General features: G+C 64.1%; 20 protein-coding genes. All 20 read left to right on the top strand.

Features of this window, described 5'->3' with window-relative positions; all coding sequences use genetic code 11:
• The first annotated feature begins 426 nt into the window (after window positions 1-426).
• A complete protein-coding gene (locus tag DMX06_RS16300; RefSeq protein WP_110738419.1) occupies window positions 427-774 on the top strand; it encodes a phage holin family protein in 348 nt (115 codons plus the stop codon).
• Window positions 775-799: 25 nt separating this feature from the next.
• Entirely contained in the window at window positions 800-988 is a 189-nt protein-coding gene (locus DMX06_RS16305; protein ID WP_110697792.1) for a Com family DNA-binding transcriptional regulator, read from the top strand.
• A gap of 10 nt (window positions 989-998) precedes the next feature.
• Entirely contained in the window at window positions 999-1,829 is an 831-nt protein-coding gene (locus tag DMX06_RS16310; protein ID WP_110738420.1) for a putidacin L1 family lectin-like bacteriocin, read from the top strand.
• 62 nt (window positions 1,830-1,891) lie between these two features.
• Complete coding sequence (locus tag DMX06_RS16315; protein ID WP_110738421.1) at window positions 1,892-2,389, top strand: hypothetical protein; 498 nt, start codon at window positions 1,892-1,894, stop codon at window positions 2,387-2,389.
• Complete coding sequence (locus DMX06_RS16320; protein WP_110738422.1) at window positions 2,386-2,946, top strand: phage baseplate assembly protein V; 561 nt, start codon at window positions 2,386-2,388, stop codon at window positions 2,944-2,946. Before DMX06_RS16315 ends, DMX06_RS16320 begins: the two co-directional genes overlap by 4 nt.
• Window positions 2,947-2,965: 19 nt before the next feature.
• Window positions 2,966-3,610, top strand: a complete 645-nt coding sequence (locus tag DMX06_RS16325) for a hypothetical protein (protein ID WP_110738423.1) — start codon at window positions 2,966-2,968, stop codon at window positions 3,608-3,610.
• A gap of 137 nt (window positions 3,611-3,747) precedes the next feature.
• Window positions 3,748-4,080, top strand: a complete 333-nt coding sequence (locus DMX06_RS16330) for a hypothetical protein (RefSeq protein WP_110738424.1) — start codon at window positions 3,748-3,750, stop codon at window positions 4,078-4,080.
• A gap of 103 nt (window positions 4,081-4,183) precedes the next feature.
• Window positions 4,184-4,510, top strand: a complete 327-nt coding sequence (locus tag DMX06_RS16335) for a GPW/gp25 family protein (protein WP_028690641.1) — start codon at window positions 4,184-4,186, stop codon at window positions 4,508-4,510.
• Entirely contained in the window at window positions 4,507-5,388 is an 882-nt protein-coding gene (locus tag DMX06_RS16340) for a baseplate assembly protein (RefSeq protein WP_110738425.1), read from the top strand. The genes DMX06_RS16335 and DMX06_RS16340 overlap by 4 nt, the downstream gene beginning before the upstream one ends.
• Window position 5,389: 1 nt before the next feature.
• Window positions 5,390-6,001, top strand: coding sequence for a phage tail protein I (locus DMX06_RS16345; protein ID WP_110738426.1), 612 nt, complete (start codon window positions 5,390-5,392; stop codon window positions 5,999-6,001).
• Entirely contained in the window at window positions 5,994-8,978 is a 2,985-nt protein-coding gene (locus tag DMX06_RS16350) for a phage tail protein (RefSeq protein ID WP_110738427.1), read from the top strand. The genes DMX06_RS16345 and DMX06_RS16350 overlap by 8 nt, the downstream gene beginning before the upstream one ends.
• Window positions 8,975-9,355, top strand: a complete 381-nt coding sequence (locus DMX06_RS16355; RefSeq protein WP_110738428.1) for a phage tail assembly chaperone — start codon at window positions 8,975-8,977, stop codon at window positions 9,353-9,355. Before DMX06_RS16350 ends, DMX06_RS16355 begins: the two co-directional genes overlap by 4 nt.
• A complete protein-coding gene (locus tag DMX06_RS16360; protein ID WP_110738429.1) occupies window positions 9,352-10,236 on the top strand; it encodes a phage tail protein in 885 nt (294 codons plus the stop codon). Before DMX06_RS16355 ends, DMX06_RS16360 begins: the two co-directional genes overlap by 4 nt.
• A gap of 120 nt (window positions 10,237-10,356) precedes the next feature.
• Complete coding sequence (locus tag DMX06_RS16365; protein ID WP_110738430.1) at window positions 10,357-11,523, top strand: phage tail sheath subtilisin-like domain-containing protein; 1,167 nt, start codon at window positions 10,357-10,359, stop codon at window positions 11,521-11,523.
• 13 nt (window positions 11,524-11,536) lie between these two features.
• The gene (locus DMX06_RS16370) at window positions 11,537-12,046 is read left to right on the top strand and encodes a phage major tail tube protein (RefSeq protein ID WP_023628885.1); all 510 of its coding nucleotides are present in this window, start codon (window positions 11,537-11,539) and stop codon (window positions 12,044-12,046) included.
• A 12-nt stretch (window positions 12,047-12,058) separates the two neighbouring features.
• The gene (locus DMX06_RS16375) at window positions 12,059-12,361 is read left to right on the top strand and encodes a phage tail assembly protein (RefSeq protein WP_110738431.1); all 303 of its coding nucleotides are present in this window, start codon (window positions 12,059-12,061) and stop codon (window positions 12,359-12,361) included.
• A gap of 125 nt (window positions 12,362-12,486) precedes the next feature.
• Window positions 12,487-14,775: a hypothetical protein gene (locus DMX06_RS26150; RefSeq protein WP_146232213.1), complete on the top strand. Its 2,289-nt coding sequence runs from the start codon at window positions 12,487-12,489 to the stop codon at window positions 14,773-14,775.
• 9 nt (window positions 14,776-14,784) lie between these two features.
• Entirely contained in the window at window positions 14,785-15,630 is an 846-nt protein-coding gene (locus DMX06_RS16385; RefSeq protein ID WP_110738432.1) for a phage tail protein, read from the top strand.
• Window positions 15,605-15,811, top strand: coding sequence for a tail protein X (locus DMX06_RS16390; RefSeq protein WP_110738433.1), 207 nt, complete (start codon window positions 15,605-15,607; stop codon window positions 15,809-15,811). Before DMX06_RS16385 ends, DMX06_RS16390 begins: the two co-directional genes overlap by 26 nt.
• 15 nt (window positions 15,812-15,826) lie before the next feature.
• Window positions 15,827-16,861, top strand: a complete 1,035-nt coding sequence (locus tag DMX06_RS16395; protein WP_110738434.1) for a phage late control D family protein — start codon at window positions 15,827-15,829, stop codon at window positions 16,859-16,861.
• Window positions 16,862-17,054 lie beyond the last annotated feature (193 nt).

Genomic DNA, 17,054 nt, shown 5'->3' on the forward strand with positions numbered 1-17,054 from the left:
TTTTTCGCCCTCAGAAACCCCCTACAGCCACGTCAGATCAGGCCTTCCATGCATAGAAGCAAAAGCTGATGCATAGAAATTTGAATTTGTGCATTGACTGCATATGCATGAATGCATAAAATGTATCCCAAGCCGGACGCAAACCGGTCGAGATACAGGCAGCGATGAACAGGCCTCGACTGTTCAGAGGGTTGGCAACTGGCCCGGGTGTGCAGCGTAAAGCACCACGATCAGTTATCCGGCGGGCAGGCGGCCGCGGTCGGAGTCACCAATTTGAAGCGCAACCGCACGGCGTCACCAGTCGTGGCCGGCGGTTACACCGCGCATTACTGAAAAGCCTGCAGGGCGGGCTTTTTGGAATGCCGAGTCAAGCCAATCACGATCCGCCGGCATGTCGCCGGCGGGCAACACACAGGAGGCAGGAATGTGACGAACGAGCAACAGGCGTTGCTGGAGATGCCGCTCTGGCTGGTGATCCTCCTGGCATTGCTGGGCGGGCTTTCCGGCGAGATGTGGCGCGCCGACAAGGCCGGTGCCCGTGGCTGGGGGCTGCTCAGGCGGCTGGCGCTGCGCTCCGGGGCCTGCATGGTCTGCGGGGTGTCGACGGTCATGCTGCTGTACGCCAGCGGCATGTCGATATGGAGTGCCAGTGCCTTCGGTTGCCTTACCGCCATGGCCGGCGCCGACGTAGCCATCGGCCTTTATGAGCGCTGGGCCGCTCGGCGGCTGGGGTTGGGCGAGCAGCCTGCAGCTGTACGCCAGGACGAAGAATGAACGCGGTAACAAGGAAGAAAAGCGGATGTTCAACGAGTTTCGCTGCGGTAAATGCAACCGCTTGCTGGCCCGCATCGGCGGGTCGGCGCTGGTCCAGATCAAGTGCTCGCGTTGCGCGACCTTGAACCACATGAAGGCCACGGGCCTCGACAACGTGCCGACGAGCGATCAGGACGGGCCGCAGAGCCCGGCTCCCCTTCAATCGATCCAGTAGGAGAAATACCATGGCAGGTCGTACCCGCATTCCTTTCAACGGCGTCGGCACTTCGGTGCTGCCCGCCTACCAGACCCTGTCGGCAGGCCAGTACCTGCTGTCGCCCAACCAGCGCTTCAAGCTGCTCCTGCAGGGCGATGGCAACCTGGTGATCCAGGACAACGGTGCCACCGTCTGGGTCGCCAATGAACAGCAACCCTTCAGCTCGACCATCCCCCTGCGCAACAAGAAGGCCCCGCTGGCTTTTTACGTGCAGTACGGCGCATTCCTCGACGACTACTCGCGGCGCCGGGTGTGGCTGACCAATAACAGCACCTTTACCAGCAACGACCAGTGGAACCGCACCCATCTGGTGCTGCAGGACGACGGCAACATTGTGCTGGTCGACTCGCTGGCGCTGTGGAACGGCACGTCGGCCATCCCGCTGGTGCCTGGCGCGGTCGACTCGCTGCTGCTGGCGCCCGGTACCGAGCTGGTACAGGGCGTGGTGTACGGCGCGGGCGCCTGCAAGCTGGTGTTCCAGGGCGACGGCAACCTCGTGGCCTATGGTCCGAACGGCGCGGCCACCTGGAGCGCCGGCACTCAAGGCAAGGGCGCTGTGCGCGCAGTGTTCCAGGGTGACGGCAACCTGATGGTCTATGGTGCCGGCAACGCGGTGCTGTGGCATTCGCACACTGGTGGCCATGCCAGCGCGGTACTGCGTCTGCAAGCCAACGGCAGCATCGCCATCCTCGACGAGAAACCGGTATGGGCGCGTTTCGGCTTCCAGCCGACCTATCGCCATATCCGCAAGATCAACCCTGACCAGAAGCCAATCGACATCTGGACCTGGCACTTCTGAGCCGGGCGCCGGGCTTTCTCGGGCCCGACCTTCGCCGAACCGAGCGTTCAAGGAGCACAAGCATGAGCGAACTGGCCCAGTTGTACGCGGCCGTCACCTCCACCCTGCGGGCGGCGTTGCCGGCCTTCGCCACGGTCGCCACGGAGGGCGACGTCACGCTTGAGCCAGCCCTGCCGGCCTTGGTGCATGGCGTGTTGCGCATGCGTGGCGATGAGGCGCTGCGTGACGGTCGCTCATTGCTGATGGCGACCTTCGAGGCCCGCGTCACCGCCCAGGGCGCCCCCGCGCAGGCACGGACGCAGGCCGGCGTGCTGGCGGCGCAGCTGATCGATGTGCTGCGTCAGCAGTCCTGGGGCCTCGATTACGTCGAGGGCGCACGGGACATCCTCGCCGAAGCCGAGGGCACCACCTGGCGGGTGCAATGGGAACAACCGGTCCTGCTGGGGACTGTCCATTGGCCATGGCCCGACCAGCCGCCGGGCAGCCTGATGCTGGGCTTCGCCCCGGACACCGGGCCCGGCAACGAGGGCAAGTACCTGTCACCGGAGGACCTGGCATGAGCTACGCCAGTGCCATGCACGATCGCATGCTGGCGAGCCTGGTGATCCCCTGTCGGGTGGTCGCGGTCGACCTGGCAGCAGCCCGGGTGCGGGTGTCCGACGGCGGCGGCTGGACCAGCGCCTGGGTGCGCTGGCATGCCCAGGCTGCCGGCAAGGCCCGCCACTGGCGGGTACCGAGCCTGGACGAGCAGGGCGTGCTGATCAGCCCCAGCGGCGAACCCGCCCTGGGCACCTTCGTCCCAGGGTTGTACGGCAATGCCGGGACAGCGCCGGACAACCGCGACCATGTCGAGGTCTGGCGCTTCGACGACGGCGGCTCGCTGGCCTACGACTGGCAGGCCAAGCGCTATGACATCCAACTGCCCAGCGGCCAGGCCACGGTCAAGGTCGGCGCCAGCACCCTGGTGGTCAGCGACAACGCCATCACCCTCGACGCTGCGTCGATCACCTTGACCGGCACGGTTGCCATCAACGGTCCGCTGACGGTCAGCGGCGACATCAACGGCGGTGGCCGGATCATCGACACGGCCGGCAACACCGCCAATCACAAGCACTGAACAAGGAACTGATCAGACCATGAAAAAGCTCAAACCTACCTTAGTTGCGCTCACCCTGCTGTGCAGCGTCATGACCCCTGCAGCCTGGGCGGCGACTGCCCAATCGTGGAATCTCGCCCGGGACATGTATATCGCCACCCAGAGTGCTGCAGTCGACTCCCCCTGGACGTTCATGCAGAACAAGACTGGGGTCAACGTGCCGGCCAACTACACACCACTACCGACGTTCGTTGCCGATAACTGCAGTGGCGCCAACGTCACTTGCTGGCGCGATGACACCAATAGCGCGTACGTGAGTGTCATCAAGAAGAGCTTCACCTTCAGCGGCTCGGGTGGCAGCTTCGTCTTCAAGCAGGGCGATGTGGCCACCCATCCGGGCGGCGACAGCCAGAGTATCGTGCGCTGGGCCAGCCCGATCAGTGGCCGGGTCAACGTGCTGGGCCGGGTCAACGATCTGCACAGCGCGTGCGGCGACGGCATCGCCTGGTCGCTCAACCTGGGGGACCGCGTGGTGCAGTCGGGCGACCTGGCCAATGGCGGTAGTGCGGTCATCAAGGCCAATGACATCGAAGTGAGCGCTACCTCGATGCTCTATCTGGTCATCGACAAGAAGACCAGCAACGCCTGTGACGCCACCAGTCTGGATCTGCTGATCACCAACTGATCTCTGCCCCCGAGCAGTGCCTGGACGTGCGCCTGCGTCATCGCACCGGGTGTCTCCAGCGAAACGCGATCGCCTGTGAGCGACATGTCTTGCGCAATGGTGCGCATCTGATCATTCGACTCAAAAGGTATAGCAACATGGAAGCAGTAAAAGTCGGCAAGCATTTCTTCAACGCCCACCCAACCGCTGTCAGCCAGGTTTTCAGCGCGGCGGACAACAAGGATGGCGTGTACCTGCGCACCGCCACCCTGTGCACCGGCGGCGGCATCCTCAACCTGTACACCGGCCCGAAGGCGCCGGCCTACATTGGCGACATGAGCGTCCACGCCATCATGGGCGGGATCAACGGCGGCATCGACTCGCAGTACACCCTGCCTTATCCGCTGTTCATCCCGGCGGGTTACGGCCTGTGGACCGTCGCCAACAACGCCACGGCGGCCATCGCCCTGACCTACGACTTCGTCTCCTGAAGCGGCTGCCCGGCTTGTCCGGGCAACTCACTCCTGCCTGCGAGGTGATAACCATGCGCTATCCGAACAGGCTACCTGGAGCCTCAATTCCAGGAGGTGCCCCATGATCGGCATGGACCGCCGCACCGGCCAGCCCCTGTCGGGCGTGGCCCACCTGCGTCAATCCATCGAGGATATCCTCACCACGCCGCTGGGCAGCCGGCGCATGCGCCCGGAGTACGGCAGCCAGCTGCGCCGCTACGTCGATCTGCCGGTCAACGAAGGCTGGAAGAGTGCGGTGCAGGCCGAGGTGGCCCGAGCCCTGGGGCGTTGGGAGCCGCGTCTGAAGCTGGAGCGGGTCAAGGTCGTCGCCGTGCTCGACGGCCAGGTCAGCCTGGCCTTGAGCGGCCGTTACCTGGGGGATGACGCCCTGGTGGAGGTGACCGTATGAGCCAGGTCGACCTGTCGAAACTGCCCGTCCCGCAACTGCTCGAAGACCTCGACTTCGAGGCACTGTACCAGGAAGACCTGGGCAGCTTCCGCGCCCAGTTGGGCGACGGCTGGACCGCCAACCTGGAAAGCGACCCAGTCACCAAGCTGATCGAGGTTGGCGCCTACCGCAAACTGCTCAACCGGGCACGGATCAACGACGCGGCCAAGGCCCTGTTGCTGGCCTATGCCCAAGGCAACGACCTCGACCAGCTGGCGGCCAACGTCAGCCTGCAACGCCTGGTGATCCAGGCCGCGGACCCGGGCACGATCCCACCGACCGAAGCCGTGCTCGAATCCGACGACGCCCTGCGTGAGCGGGTGCAACTGGTCTACGAAGGCCTGACCACCGCCGGCCCGCGCAACAGCTACATCCTCCATGCCCGCAACGCTTCGGGGCGGGTCGCCGACGCGACCGCCGAAAGCCCTTCGCCGGCGGTGGTGGACGTCACTGTGCTGAGCCTGGACAACGACGGTGTGGCCAGCCCCGAGCTGCTGGCGCAAGTAAACGCGTACCTCAACGACGATGATATCCGTCCGGTCGCCGACCGGGTCAATGTGCGCAGCGCCGAGGTGTTGCCCTACCGCGTCGAGGCGGTGCTACACATGGCCGACAACGGCCCGGAGTTCGAGGCGATCCTCAGCGAGTGCCGGCGCCGTCTCCAGGCCTGGGTCAATCCACGCCGACGCCTCGGCGTCGAGGTCGCCCGCTCCGGAATCGACGCACAGTTGCACATCGATGGCGTGAGCCGTGTCGAGCTGGTCGGCTGGAGCGACATTCGCCCGAGCAAGGCCCAGGCGGCCTGGTGCACCGGCATCGAACTGCGGCGGGGTGGCTGACATGCACAGCCTTCTGCCGCTCAACCGCACGCCGCTGGAACGGGCCATCGAGGTGGCGGCCGACGAGGACCTCAAGGTCTCGTTGCGCACCCTCTACAACCCCGACACCTGCCCGGCGCACCTGCTCTACCAGCTGGCCTGGGCCTGGTCGGTTGACCGCTGGGACGACAGCTGGAGCGAGGCGATCAAGCGCTCGGTGATCCGCTCGGCATTCTTCGTCCATGCCCACAAGGGCACCCTCGGCGCCCTCAGGCGGGTGGTCGAGCCATTCGGCTACCTGATCGAGGTGCAGGAATGGTGGCAGACCCAGCCTGCCGGGGTGCCGGGGACCTTTGCCCTGAAGGTCGGGGTGGCGGACAGCGGCATCGACGAACAGACCTACCAGGAGCTTACCCGCCTGATCGAGGACGCCAAGCCGGTAAGCCGGCATCTGGTCGGCCTCGACATCAGCCTGGAAAGCCTCATCCCCGCGTATCAGGCTGTTGCTCTCTATGAAGGTGAGCTGCTGGAGGTGCATCCCTGGCAGGCATCGGACATCGATGTGCATGTGGCCGCCTACAACCTGGTGAGCGACCAAACTCTGGACATACTGGACATCTACCTCAATGGCTAACTCAACCACGCAATTCGGTGGGTTCCTGACCAACGTGGGCATTGCCCAGCAGGCCAATACCGCCGTGCTGGGGCTGCCCTGGAACATCACCCACATGTTGATCGGTGATGCCGGTGGCGAGCCTTCGCAAACGCCGGACCCTACACCGAAACCTACCCAGACCGCGCTGGTGCGCCAGGTCTACCGGGCGCAACTGAACGCCCTCTATCAATCGCCTGCCGATCCCGGCGTGCTGGTCGCCGAACTGGTCTTGCCGCCGGAAACCGGCGGCTGGTGGATCCGCGAGCTGGCGCTGGAGGATGCCAGCGGCAACTTCATCGCCGTGGCCAAACCGGCGCCCAGCTATAAGCCACTGCTGGCGCAAGGTTCCGGACGTACCCAGACCATTCGCATGCACGTGGTGTTCGGCAACCTCGCCAATGTCACGTTGAAAGTCGACCCGAGCATCGTCCTTGCGACACGTGACTATGTGGACAAGGCCCGCGAAGCGGCCGAGCTCTACGCTCGCAACCAGCTCAAGGCGCACGTGGAGGCCGCCGACCCGCACCCGCAGTACCTGCGCCGCGCCGATGCGGCCAAGGACGTCGGACCGCTGGCGTGGCTGGGTGTCGCCACTGGCACCGCCGATGCCCTGACGCTGAAGCTCAAGAGCGGTGAGTCGGCCCTGGCGGCCTATGCCCCTGGCCAGCGCTTCCAGTTCCAGGCAAGCGCCACCAACACCGGCGCCGTGACGGTGCGTATCAATGGTTTGGCTGCCGTGGCAGTGAAGAAGTCCGGCAATAGCGGCCTGGTCGACCTAGTGGGTGGTGACATTCGTAGTGGCGTCCTGTACGACCTGAACTATGACGGGACCTGCTTCCAGCTCGGCGGTGGTGTCGGTGCCAGCAAGGCGTTCGAGCGCTTCTCGTTCGAGGCGTCGGTCGGCCAGACCGTCTTCAAGCTGGCGCATACCGTTGGCAGCACCATCGTGCTGCGCAATGGCCGTGAGATCACCGACTACCTGTCCGATGGACTGACGATCACCTTCAAGGCGCCATGCAGCCTTGGCGAGGCGGTCGAGATCCTGGCGTTCAGCTCGTTCTCAGCGGCCAACACCTACACCAAGGCCGAAGTCCAGACGCTGCTGACTACTGCTTCGGCGCTGCCAGTGGGCAGTATGTTGCCGTTCCCCAAGGGCACGGTGCCGCCGGGGTTTCTGGAGGTTGACGGTAGCGTGCAGAGCGCGACGGTTTACCCAGACTTGGCCGCTTATCTGGCTGGCTCCTTCAACAAAGGGGATGAGCCGGCGGGTTACTTCCGACTGCCGGACTCGCGGGGCGAGTTCCTGCGCGGCTGGGACCATGGGCGGGGGGTCGATCCGGGCAGGGGTGTAGGGAGCTGGGCAGCCGACTCTCTGCTCGACCACTACCATGCGGTGTATTCCGCCGAGCCAGGCTTTGGGAAGCTGCCGATTGACGCCAATGTCGTCGGAAGTGCGGGGGATCTGGGGTCGATCGTCAAGCCCGCCGGCAGCTCCGTTCTCGATGCGACTCTCACCTCGAACGTGTTCCTCCCAAATGCCGCGAAAGGCGGTAAGGAAACTCGCCCCCGCAGCCTGGCAGTCATGTGGTGTGTCAAGGCCTGGAACGCGCCGGTGAACCAAGGGCAGATCGATGTCGCAGCCCTCGTCGCCGAACTGACGGCATTGCGCTCCTCGACACCAGTTGGTGCGATCCTGCCGTTCCCAAAGGCCGAGGTACCAGCCGGTTACCTTGAGCTCGATGGCAGCCTTCAAAGCGTGGCGACCTACCCGGACCTGGCTACTTACCTGGGCACGACTTACAACACGGGTAGTGAACCAGCGGGCTATTTTCGGCTGCCTGATTACCGAGGGGAGTTTCTGCGCGGCTGGGACCACGGGCGCGGCATTGACTTCGGGCGAGCGGTCGGAACTGTCCAAACTGATGCCCTGCAGAACATCACCGGAAAAATGGGTGATTTCACGCGTTCACCTGCGAATACGGCGGCATTCGGTGAAGGCGCTATTAACGCCAACCTGACCGGTACCGGTGGAAGCGCGGACGGCGCAGGCGTTAACTACTTCCAGCTGACACTTGATGCTTCGCGCGTGGCGCGAACCGCTAACGAAACCCGACCGCGCAACCTGGCGGTCATGTGGTGCATCAAGGCTTGGAGTGCCCCCGTCAACCAGGGCCATGTTGATGTGGGCTCGTTGGTGGCTCAGGTGAAGGCGATGATGCTTGTCTCAGCTACCGTGGGCGAGTCGCGTGGGGCACGGATGGACGTTCTGTCTCCGTCTACGACGGCCACCTTTCAGGCGGATGAGTTGGTCGTCAAAAGCGCCTTGGGTGGTGCGGGCTGGTCTTTACCTAACGTAGCGGTGCAGGTGAATCTGGCCACTTTCGGGGTCGGTGGGATGAATGCCGGAGCTGCGCCGGTCAACGGTTTTGTAGCCCTTTACGTGCTCTATAACCCACAGTCTGGAACGACTGCAGCGCTGGCCGTGAACGCCGGTGCCGATGTGCTACCCGAAGTGTATGCAGGGAACTGGCCGAGCGGGTTCACCGCTTCGGCATTGGTTGCGGTGGTTCCTACCGATGGAGGCGGCAGAATGCTGCCCGTGGTCGTCAGAGGGCGGTCGGTCGCGCCGCCGCCCACACAACCGTATCTTGGAGCTGCCGCAGTCAGCATGGCACCTATTTCTCTGGCTCGATCCGTGCCACCTAATGCCATTTCAATCGAAGGATTGTTCTCGGTCCGAAGTTCTCAGGCGGGCGCAATTTCCATTGAACTGTACTCGACCCCCAATTCGAATGGCATCAAGCGAAACACCGCGACTGTTCCAGCAAATGGAGCAAGCTCCATCATGTTCGAAAGCTTACCACTTGTGACGCGCCAACTTATGTACATGACTACTGTAAATCAAACAGCAGGTACTCCGGAGTACAGCGTCTATATCACAGGGTATCGCATATGAAATACTTGAATATTGCTGGGGGAGAGGTGGCCTGTGTCTTCTTGTGCCCCCAGTCAGCTGAGTATTGGTCGGAAGTTGTCGAGGTGGAAGATGATGATCCACGCTACCTCGCTTTCGTAGATCAATGGCAGCCTGCTGCACGGAGGGATGAACGTGTGTGGCGTGACGCCGAACTGGTCGAAATAGCCTGGCTTCGAGATCGGCATCGTGACCAGGTTGAAATTGGTATCGACCCTACGCTGACTGGTGAACAATACAAATCTCTGATGATGTATCTGCAGAGCTTGCGTGATTGGCCACAGTCCTCCGATTACCCTGATGCCAGCCACCGCCCGATGGCACCAGCCTTCCTTGAACTGCAAGGGAGGCCTGCATGAGTCGCAGCGACGTACTGGCCGCAATTGAGAGCGGCATGCTCTCGGTACAGGGCATCAACAACAAAATTATCCGCGGCAACACGGTCCTCACCGTGCATGAGACCGGATTTCTTCTGGCTGACGCTTCGGCGGGCCAGGTGAAGATCACCTTGCCGCAGTCGAGCAAACCGATGGACGTGCGTATTCAACGTCTGGACAACACAGCAAACCGCTTGTTGGTGTACGCCGCCGACGGGGAGAGGATCAAGTTCCATACACACCTGCGTCCTGAAGGCTATCCGTTCTGCATGGTGTTGGGTGGTGGTGACTTCTGGCATCTACGCAGTGATGGCGCGGGCAGTTGGTTGCTGCTGGACCGCCTGGACAATACCTCGCTGGGGCGCATGGTTTTCGAGACATCGACAGCATTGAGTCCGGGTGGTTGGGATATTCCCAATGCCAGATTGTTGAGTCGAAGCGACTGGCCATGGCTCTGGGATCACGCTCAGCAGTCCGAAATGCTGGTAAACGATGCTCAGCGGGCCGGGATGGAAGGTGGATGGACTCGTGGTGACGGGACCAGCACTTTCCGTATCCCCGAGATGCGCGGTGAGTTCATGCGCTCGCTTGACGAGGGGCGCGCAGTGGATCCGACACGAACACCTGGTTCATACCAGTCTGCTTCGCTGGTACATGGTGAGATCGTCGATGCAGTTTCGTCATTCCGGCGAATGCAAAACATGAAACCCAAGTTCTTCGATGTCGCTGATACAAACGAAACCGTAGCGGTGTCGACGACGACGGCTACCGTCACTACACAAACCATTGCGGCGAACAGTGTTTACTTTGGCGCCGTAAGACCTCGCAACATAGCCTATCCAAGCCGTATCAAACTGATCTGAACAGGCTTCGTATAAATCGATAGACACCTGCCTACTCAGGGCAACTCTTTGCCTGAGTCAAGCCCTTCCAGGCCCCGCACCCGCGGGGCTTTTTCATATCTGAATCTGGAGCAAACCTACATGAGTGGATTCTTCCACGGCGTCACCGTGACCAACGTCGACACCGGCGCCCGCAGCATCGCGCTGCCGTCGTCCTCGATCATCGGCCTGGTCGACACCTTCACCGAAGGCCCGGGCGTCACCGCCAAGGCCAATGACTTGATCCTGATCACCAGCGAGCGCGAAGCGGTCGCGGCGTTCGGCCAGGACGCGGCGATCACCAAGGCCTGCCGCGCCATCTACAGCCGCGCCAAGGCGGTCATCGTCGCCTGCGGCGTGGCCAAGCTCGAAGACGCCGCCGAGCAGACTTCGGCGATCATCGGCAACGTGCTGGCCGACGGCAAGCGCACCGGCCTGCAGGCGCTGCTCGACGGCAAGAGCCGTTTCAACGCCCAGCCACGCCTGCTGGTCACCCCCAAGCACAGTGCCACCCAAGCCGTCGGCACCGCCCTGGTGGCCCTGGCCGACAAGCTGCGCGCCATCGCCATCATCGACGGCCCCAACACCACCGATGAAGCGGCCATCGCCTACGCCAAGAACTTCGGCGCCAAGCGCGCCTTCCTGGTCGATCCGGGCGTGCGCTACTGGGACAACGCCGAGGAGGCCACCATCGACGCGCCGGGTTCGGCCTGGGTCGCCGGCCTGTTCGCCTTCACCGACCGCGAGTACGGCTTCTGGGCTTCGCCTTCGAACAAGGAGTTCGTCGGCATCACCGGCACCACCCGCGCCGTGGAGTTCCTCGATGGCGACGACACCTGCCGCGCCAACCTGCTGAACAACGCCAACATCGCCACCATCATCCGCGACGACGGCTTCCGCCTGTGGGGCAACCGCACGCTGTCGAGCGACCCGAAATGGGCCTTCGTTACCCGCGTGCGGACCATGGACATCGTCATGGACGCGATCCTCTACGGCCACAAGTGGGCCGTCGACCGCTCCATCACCGCCACCTACGTCAAGGACGTCACCGAGGGCCTGCAGGCCTTTATGCGCGACCTGAAGAACCAGGGCGCGATCATCAACTTCGAGGTCTTCGCCGATCCGGAGCTGAACACCGCCAGCCAGTTGGAGCAGGGCAAGGTGTACTGGAACATCCGCTTCACCGATGTCCCGCCTGCCGAAAACCCCAATTTCCGCGTCGAAGTCACCAACCAATGGCTGACCGAAGTCCTCGATTCCGCCGCTTAAGGAGCGCATCCACATGGCAATGATTCCCGAAACACTGGCCAACCTGAACCTGTTCGTCGATGGCGTCAGCTTCCAGGGCGACGTGCCCAGCCTGACCCTGCCCAAGCTCACCCTGAAGATGGAAGAGCACCGCCCCGGCGGCATGGACATGCCGGTCGAGATGGACCAGGGCATGGAGAAGCAGGAAGCCGCCTTCACCACCACCGGCGTGCGCCGCGAGTCGCTGAAGTTCTTCGGCCTGGCCGACGGCACCGCTTTCAACGGCACCTTCCGCGGCGCCTTCAAGGGCCTGAAGGGCAAGATCAACCCGGTCATCGTCACCCTGCGCGGCTCGCTGAAAGAGATCGACATGGGCGACTGGAAGTCCGGCGACAAGGCCGAGATCAAGCACAGCGTCGCCGTCACCTACTACAAGCTCGAAGTCGATGGCCGCCTGGTCTACGAAATCGACGCCCTGGGCATGAAGCGGGTGATCGACGGCGTCGACCAACTGGCCGCCCAGCGCGCCGCCCTGGGTCTTTAAGGAGAACGCTCGATGGCTCAAGCGAAGAAACTTCCACAATGGCTGACCGTCGATGCCGAGCGCGTGACCGTGCGCCTGTCGCGCCCCAGCGAAGCCAACGGCGTGCAGGTCGACAGCCTGTCGCTGCGCGCACCAACCGTGCGTGACATCCGTAACGCCCAGGTCGGCGGCGTGGCTGACGACGAGCAGCGCGAACTGAACCTGTTCGCCTCGCTCGCCGAAGTTGGCGTCAAGGACCTCGAAGGCCTGGCCCTGAAGGACTACAGCCGCCTGCAGACCGGCTATTTTCGCCTGGTGCAGGACGACGAGGTTTGACCCTGCCCGGCAGAAGGCCGCCGCCAGGCGGCTGGCCAAGGAGCTGAACTTTTCCGCCAGCGAGATCATGACCATGTCGTACAGCGACATGGTCTGGTGGCTGGCTGAGTGACAAGGAGCAAGCCATGGCGAACACACAGGTGTTCACCCTCGGCGTCACCAGCGACCCGGCATTGGGCAGGTCCGTCGACAGCTTGCGTGGCCAGGTCGAGCGCCTGCGCAGGCAAGCGGACGGGACCCGGCTCGGGCGGTTGATCGGCGAGGTCATCCGCCTGGGGCTCGAGCTGGACAAGGTGGGCCAGGCCGAAAGGCAGCTGGATGACGACCAGACATGGGCACATGAGGCGCAGATCGACCGATTGCGCCGTGAGGGGAACGAGGTCGAGCGCTTGCGCAGGCTGTACCTGTCCCTTGGGCGCAAGCCGTTGGAACTGCGTGCGATGGTGGTGGCCTCGAGTGCGGCCGCCGCCAAAAAATCACCAGTCCCCACGTTGGAGCAGCGCAAGGCGGCCTTGCTGGAGGGGACGAGCCCCGCGCCACGGCCGGCCCGGGGTGATCCGCCCGAGGCGCGCAGTGTGGAGCAGGGGCGTGTGCCTCTGGAGTCGGCTAATGCAGGTTTGGCGGTGCTCAAGGCTGGAGCGGTCGGCGTCGGTACAGTCGCTGTAGCCGCTGGCACTGCCTGGGGAGCACGTTCGTATTATCAAAGCCGAACGCCCGAAAGACAAAGCGAGATCACCAAGGGCCTGAAGGAGAACGGCGGCAAGGCTGCCGCCAAGGGCGTCACCAAGCTTGGCCTGGCCATGCTCAAGGACAAGGGCGAGGACAAGGCCGAGGCGGCAGGTGCAGCGCTTGGAGGCGTACTCGGCAATCTGGGAGCGGAGCTCCTGGGCGGCCTGACCAAGAACAAGCAGATCCAGAAGTACGGTGGTGAGATCGGCGAAATGATCGGCGAAGGTGTCGGCGGATTTTTCGGCAAGACAGTCTTCGGCTGGTTCTCCGATACGCCCGCCGCCAACGATGCCGCAGGCAAGGACAAGGCTGCGCCCGACACTTCAGCGCAACGTTCTGTCGATGTGCCCGAGGAGACCGCCACACCGCCAGGAGAGGCCCGAAGCGCCGTACCCGAGAGCGCTGCTGCAGCTCAAGAACGCCCCCCCGAAGGCCCCGCCAATGGCGCTCGGGAGATCATGAAGGGCGGATTGATCGCGGCAGGCGCACTGGGCGGTACCGCGTTTGCCGCCTGGGGCGCACGGAGCTACCAAGGGCAATCTCCTGAGCGACGCAGCGAGATCTCTAGCGGTCTTAGGGAGAACGGTGGCAAGGCCGCCGCCAAGGGCGCCACCAAGCTTGGACTGGCCATGCTCAAGGACAAGAGCGAGGACCAGGCCGAAGCGGTGGGTGCCGCCTTCGGGAGCGTACTGGGGAGCCTTGGGGCGGAACTGCTCGGAGGCGTGACCAAGAACAAGCAGATCCAGAAATACGGCGGTGAGATTGGCGAAATGATCGGTGAAGGTCTCGGCGGCCTGGCTGGCAAGACGCTTTATGGATTGTTCTCCGACAAGCCCGCCGCCAACGACGCTCCTGCCGACAAGGCCAAGGCTCCTGCCGCTCGCATGCCCAAAGCGAGTGACGATGCCGAGGAGCCGGAGGAAGAGGAGGAGGAAGAAGAGGTCGACGAAGCCGAGGACGAGGCGGCCTTCTTCGAGGCTCAGGAAACGGTCCCGGACAGCACGCCAGCCACTGCCTCTGCAGCCAGCGCGGTCGGGCTCGCCGGTACTGCGGTCACGGGCCTGGCGGGCAGGGCAGGGATCGGCAATGCCGGCGCCTCGGTGGCGAGGCGAGTGTTCAGGCGCATCCCGGGTGCCGCCTTGCTCGACACCGGCCTGCAACTTGCCGAGACCTACAACAGCGATGTCACCCCCGAGAAGAAACTCGAGGGTTATGGCACTGCCGTTGGTGGCCTGGGAGGTGGCCTGGCCGGTGCTGCGGCAGGTGCCGCCATCGGGTCGGTGGTGCCGGTGATCGGCACCGCGATCGGAGGCCTGATCGGTGGCGTGCTGGGCAGCATGGGAGGTGAACGCATCGGTGGCTGGCTGGGCAAGGCGCTGGGTTCGGGTAAGGAAGAGCCCGCCGCCAAGCCGGGTCTGGGGGAAGCGGTACGGGCAATGGATAGCCCGGCAGCACAGCCGCCGCTACCCGCGCCACCGGTAGCGACGGCAACGCCAGCGGTCCCGCCCGCGCCGATCAACCAGCAGTTCACCTTCACCGCCAACATGCCGGTCACGTTCAGCAACAGCCTCGACGACCCTTCCGTGTTGCAACAACTGGAGGCCATCGCCCGTCGTCAGTTGGAAGAACTGATGCGCCAGGCCCGTTCCGCGCAGTTGGCCGACACCCCACATATCGCACTTTAAGGAGGATCCATGACCTATCTGGAGCAGCTGCAAGCCACGCTGCACGCCCTGGTCAAGGCGGGAGAGGCAGGGCGTCGGCGTGCCGACGCCATGCTCGATCCGATGAACGACGCGATCGTCCATATACAGGGCGCGGTGGGCGAACTGGAAGGTTTGCCAGTGGTTGGTCCGATCATCGGTGCCAAGCTGCAACGCACCATGCGCGCTATCACCAATGCCCAGGCCCGGGTTGCCAAGGTGGTAGCCAAGTACGACCAGGCGGTGGCGGTGGTGCGCCAGGTGCGTGATCGCATCGACGGTTTCGCCGCTCATGCCGCCAAGGCCGGTGCGGCGATTCGCCGTGTGGTGGGGGAGGTGCGCTCGACCGTCAATAGCGTGCTGTCGACGCTGGGCTTCGCGCCCGAGGCGACGCCCGCCGCCGAAGCGATAAAACCGTTCCCGCACCTGCTGGTGCTGCAACCGCTCAAGGCGGGCGCGGCGCCGTACTATTTCAACCTCGACACCGCCGCCTTCGACCAGTTGCGCCGGCAGACGCGCTTCCGCTGGGCCGGGCAGGAACGCCTGAGCCGCGAGAGCGCCCAGCAGGCGGTCAGCCTGGGCGAGGAGAGCATCAACATCCGTGGCGCGATCTTCCCCGGGTTCAAGGGCGGCCTCGGCCAGTTGCAGACGCTGCGCAGCATCGGCCGCCAGCTGCTGCCGCTGTCGTTGATCACCGGTTATGGCGAGGTGCTCGGCACCTGGTGCCTGACCAGCATCGAGGAAGAGCAGAGCGTCCTGCTGGCCGGCGGCATTCCGCGTAAACAAGGGTTTTCACTGGAGTTCGTGAGCTATGGCCAAGACCTGCACAACGTCTGAGGGTGACCTGCTCGACACCCTTTGCCAGCACTACTACGGCCATCTGTCCGGCACGGTCGAGGCCGTGCTGGATGCCAACCAGGGCCTGGCGGACGAGGCGCAGCCGCTTCGCGCCGGGGTGAGGATCCTGTTGCCGGAACTGCCGATGACGACGAGCGATACCGTGCAACTGTGGGACTGATCTGGAGCCTCAATCGTGCAACCCCAATTTCGTATCACCGCCGATGGCAACGATATCACCACCCTGATCAACGACCGTTTGCTGCTGCTGCGCACCACCGACAAGCCGGGCCTGGAGTCCGATGAGTTCGAACTGCGCCTCGATGCGCGGGACGGCGCCCTGGCCTTGCCAGCCAGGGGTGCAATGCTCGAAGTGCACCTGGGTTACGCCGGGCAGCCGTTGAACCGTCTGGGCCGCTACACGGTGGATGAGGTCGAGCTGTCCGGCCCGCCGGACACCCTGGTGATCCGCGGCAAGGCCAGCGACCTGCGCGGCAGTGGCAAGACCATTCGCAGCGGCAGCTGGGAGAACGCGACGCTGCAGCGCATCGTCGCCGAGATCGGTGCCCGCAATGGCTGGCAGGCCGTGTGCCCGTTGGCCGTGCAGGTGCCGCGGGTCGACCAGTACAGCGAGTCGGACTTCAACTTCATCACTCGCCTGGCGCGCCAGCACGACTGCACCGCCAAGCTCGCCAACGGCCAGCTGCTGGTGCTGCCACGCCAGGGTGGCCAGAGCGCCAGCGGCAAGCCCCTGGATGTGGTAGGCATTGCCCGTAGCGAGGTCAGCCAGTGGCAGTTTCGCCTGGCCGACAAGAGTACCCACAAGGCCGTCAGGACCCGCCACCAGGACAGCGCCAGCGGGCGCCTGCAAGCGGTGGAACTGGTCAATGGCGATGCGCCGGACGGCCTTCAGCCGGTCTACACCGACCGCCACCTGTACCCCAATCGCGCGGCGGCGGAACAGGCCGCCCGCGCCCGCCTGGCCAGCTTCAACCGCGACACCGCCAGCGTACGCCTGGACATGCCCGGGCGCACCGATCTGTTCGCCGAGCGCGCCATCGATGTCCAGGGCTTCCTGGCCGGGCTCGATGGCCACTACCTGATCGAATCGGTCGAGCAGGTATTCACCAGCAGTGGCTGGCGCACCACCGTGCAGTGCAACGGCGGTCGCCAGGGCAAGGCCAAGGCCAAGGGTTCCGCGCCTCGGCGGACGGGTTCACCCAAGGCCTGAGACCGGGCGGAGAGGGTTTCCCGGTGCCTGCCGGCGGCGGCGCTCCCTATAGTCGCCGCTTGCCGGTTCGCATCACCCTGTTTCCGAGCTCCAGATCAGGTGCGGTGGTCGCCACACCTTGACCCCTGTGAAAGCCATGCGCTTCGAGCCATCGCCCATGAGCGAGCCACAGGCGGCACCGGCCGCCTTTCGA

Origin of the sequence: Pseudomonas mosselii, from assembly GCF_003205295.1 — a bacterium.
Classification (GTDB): domain Bacteria; phylum Pseudomonadota; class Gammaproteobacteria; order Pseudomonadales; family Pseudomonadaceae; genus Aquipseudomonas; species Aquipseudomonas mosselii_B.

Excerpts from the sequence above, each read along its gene's own strand:
- DMX06_RS16340 (WP_110738425.1), top strand. The coding sequence starts at position 4,507 with ATGAGCCAGGTCGACCTGTCGAAACTGCCCGTCCCGCAACTGCTCGAA.
- DMX06_RS16360 (WP_110738429.1), top strand. The coding sequence starts at position 9,352 with ATGAGTCGCAGCGACGTACTGGCCGCAATTGAGAGCGGCATGCTCTCG.
- DMX06_RS16320 (WP_110738422.1), top strand. The coding sequence starts at position 2,386 with ATGAGCTACGCCAGTGCCATGCACGATCGCATGCTGGCGAGCCTGGTG.
- DMX06_RS16375 (WP_110738431.1), top strand. The coding sequence starts at position 12,059 with ATGGCTCAAGCGAAGAAACTTCCACAATGGCTGACCGTCGATGCCGAG.
- DMX06_RS16315 (WP_110738421.1), top strand. The coding sequence starts at position 1,892 with ATGAGCGAACTGGCCCAGTTGTACGCGGCCGTCACCTCCACCCTGCGG.
- DMX06_RS16325 (WP_110738423.1), top strand. The coding sequence starts at position 2,966 with ATGAAAAAGCTCAAACCTACCTTAGTTGCGCTCACCCTGCTGTGCAGC.
- DMX06_RS16370 (WP_023628885.1), top strand. The coding sequence starts at position 11,537 with ATGGCAATGATTCCCGAAACACTGGCCAACCTGAACCTGTTCGTCGAT.
- DMX06_RS16385 (WP_110738432.1), top strand. The coding sequence starts at position 14,785 with ATGACCTATCTGGAGCAGCTGCAAGCCACGCTGCACGCCCTGGTCAAG.
- DMX06_RS16310 (WP_110738420.1), top strand. The coding sequence starts at position 999 with ATGGCAGGTCGTACCCGCATTCCTTTCAACGGCGTCGGCACTTCGGTG.
- DMX06_RS16335 (WP_028690641.1), top strand. The coding sequence starts at position 4,184 with ATGATCGGCATGGACCGCCGCACCGGCCAGCCCCTGTCGGGCGTGGCC.
- DMX06_RS16355 (WP_110738428.1), top strand. The coding sequence starts at position 8,975 with ATGAAATACTTGAATATTGCTGGGGGAGAGGTGGCCTGTGTCTTCTTG.
- DMX06_RS26150 (WP_146232213.1), top strand. The coding sequence starts at position 12,487 with ATGGCGAACACACAGGTGTTCACCCTCGGCGTCACCAGCGACCCGGCA.
- DMX06_RS16305 (WP_110697792.1), top strand. The coding sequence starts at position 800 with ATGTTCAACGAGTTTCGCTGCGGTAAATGCAACCGCTTGCTGGCCCGC.
- DMX06_RS16365 (WP_110738430.1), top strand. The coding sequence starts at position 10,357 with ATGAGTGGATTCTTCCACGGCGTCACCGTGACCAACGTCGACACCGGC.
- DMX06_RS16350 (WP_110738427.1), top strand. The coding sequence starts at position 5,994 with ATGGCTAACTCAACCACGCAATTCGGTGGGTTCCTGACCAACGTGGGC.
- DMX06_RS16390 (WP_110738433.1), top strand. The coding sequence starts at position 15,605 with ATGGCCAAGACCTGCACAACGTCTGAGGGTGACCTGCTCGACACCCTT.
- DMX06_RS16345 (WP_110738426.1), top strand. The coding sequence starts at position 5,390 with ATGCACAGCCTTCTGCCGCTCAACCGCACGCCGCTGGAACGGGCCATC.
- DMX06_RS16330 (WP_110738424.1), top strand. The coding sequence starts at position 3,748 with ATGGAAGCAGTAAAAGTCGGCAAGCATTTCTTCAACGCCCACCCAACC.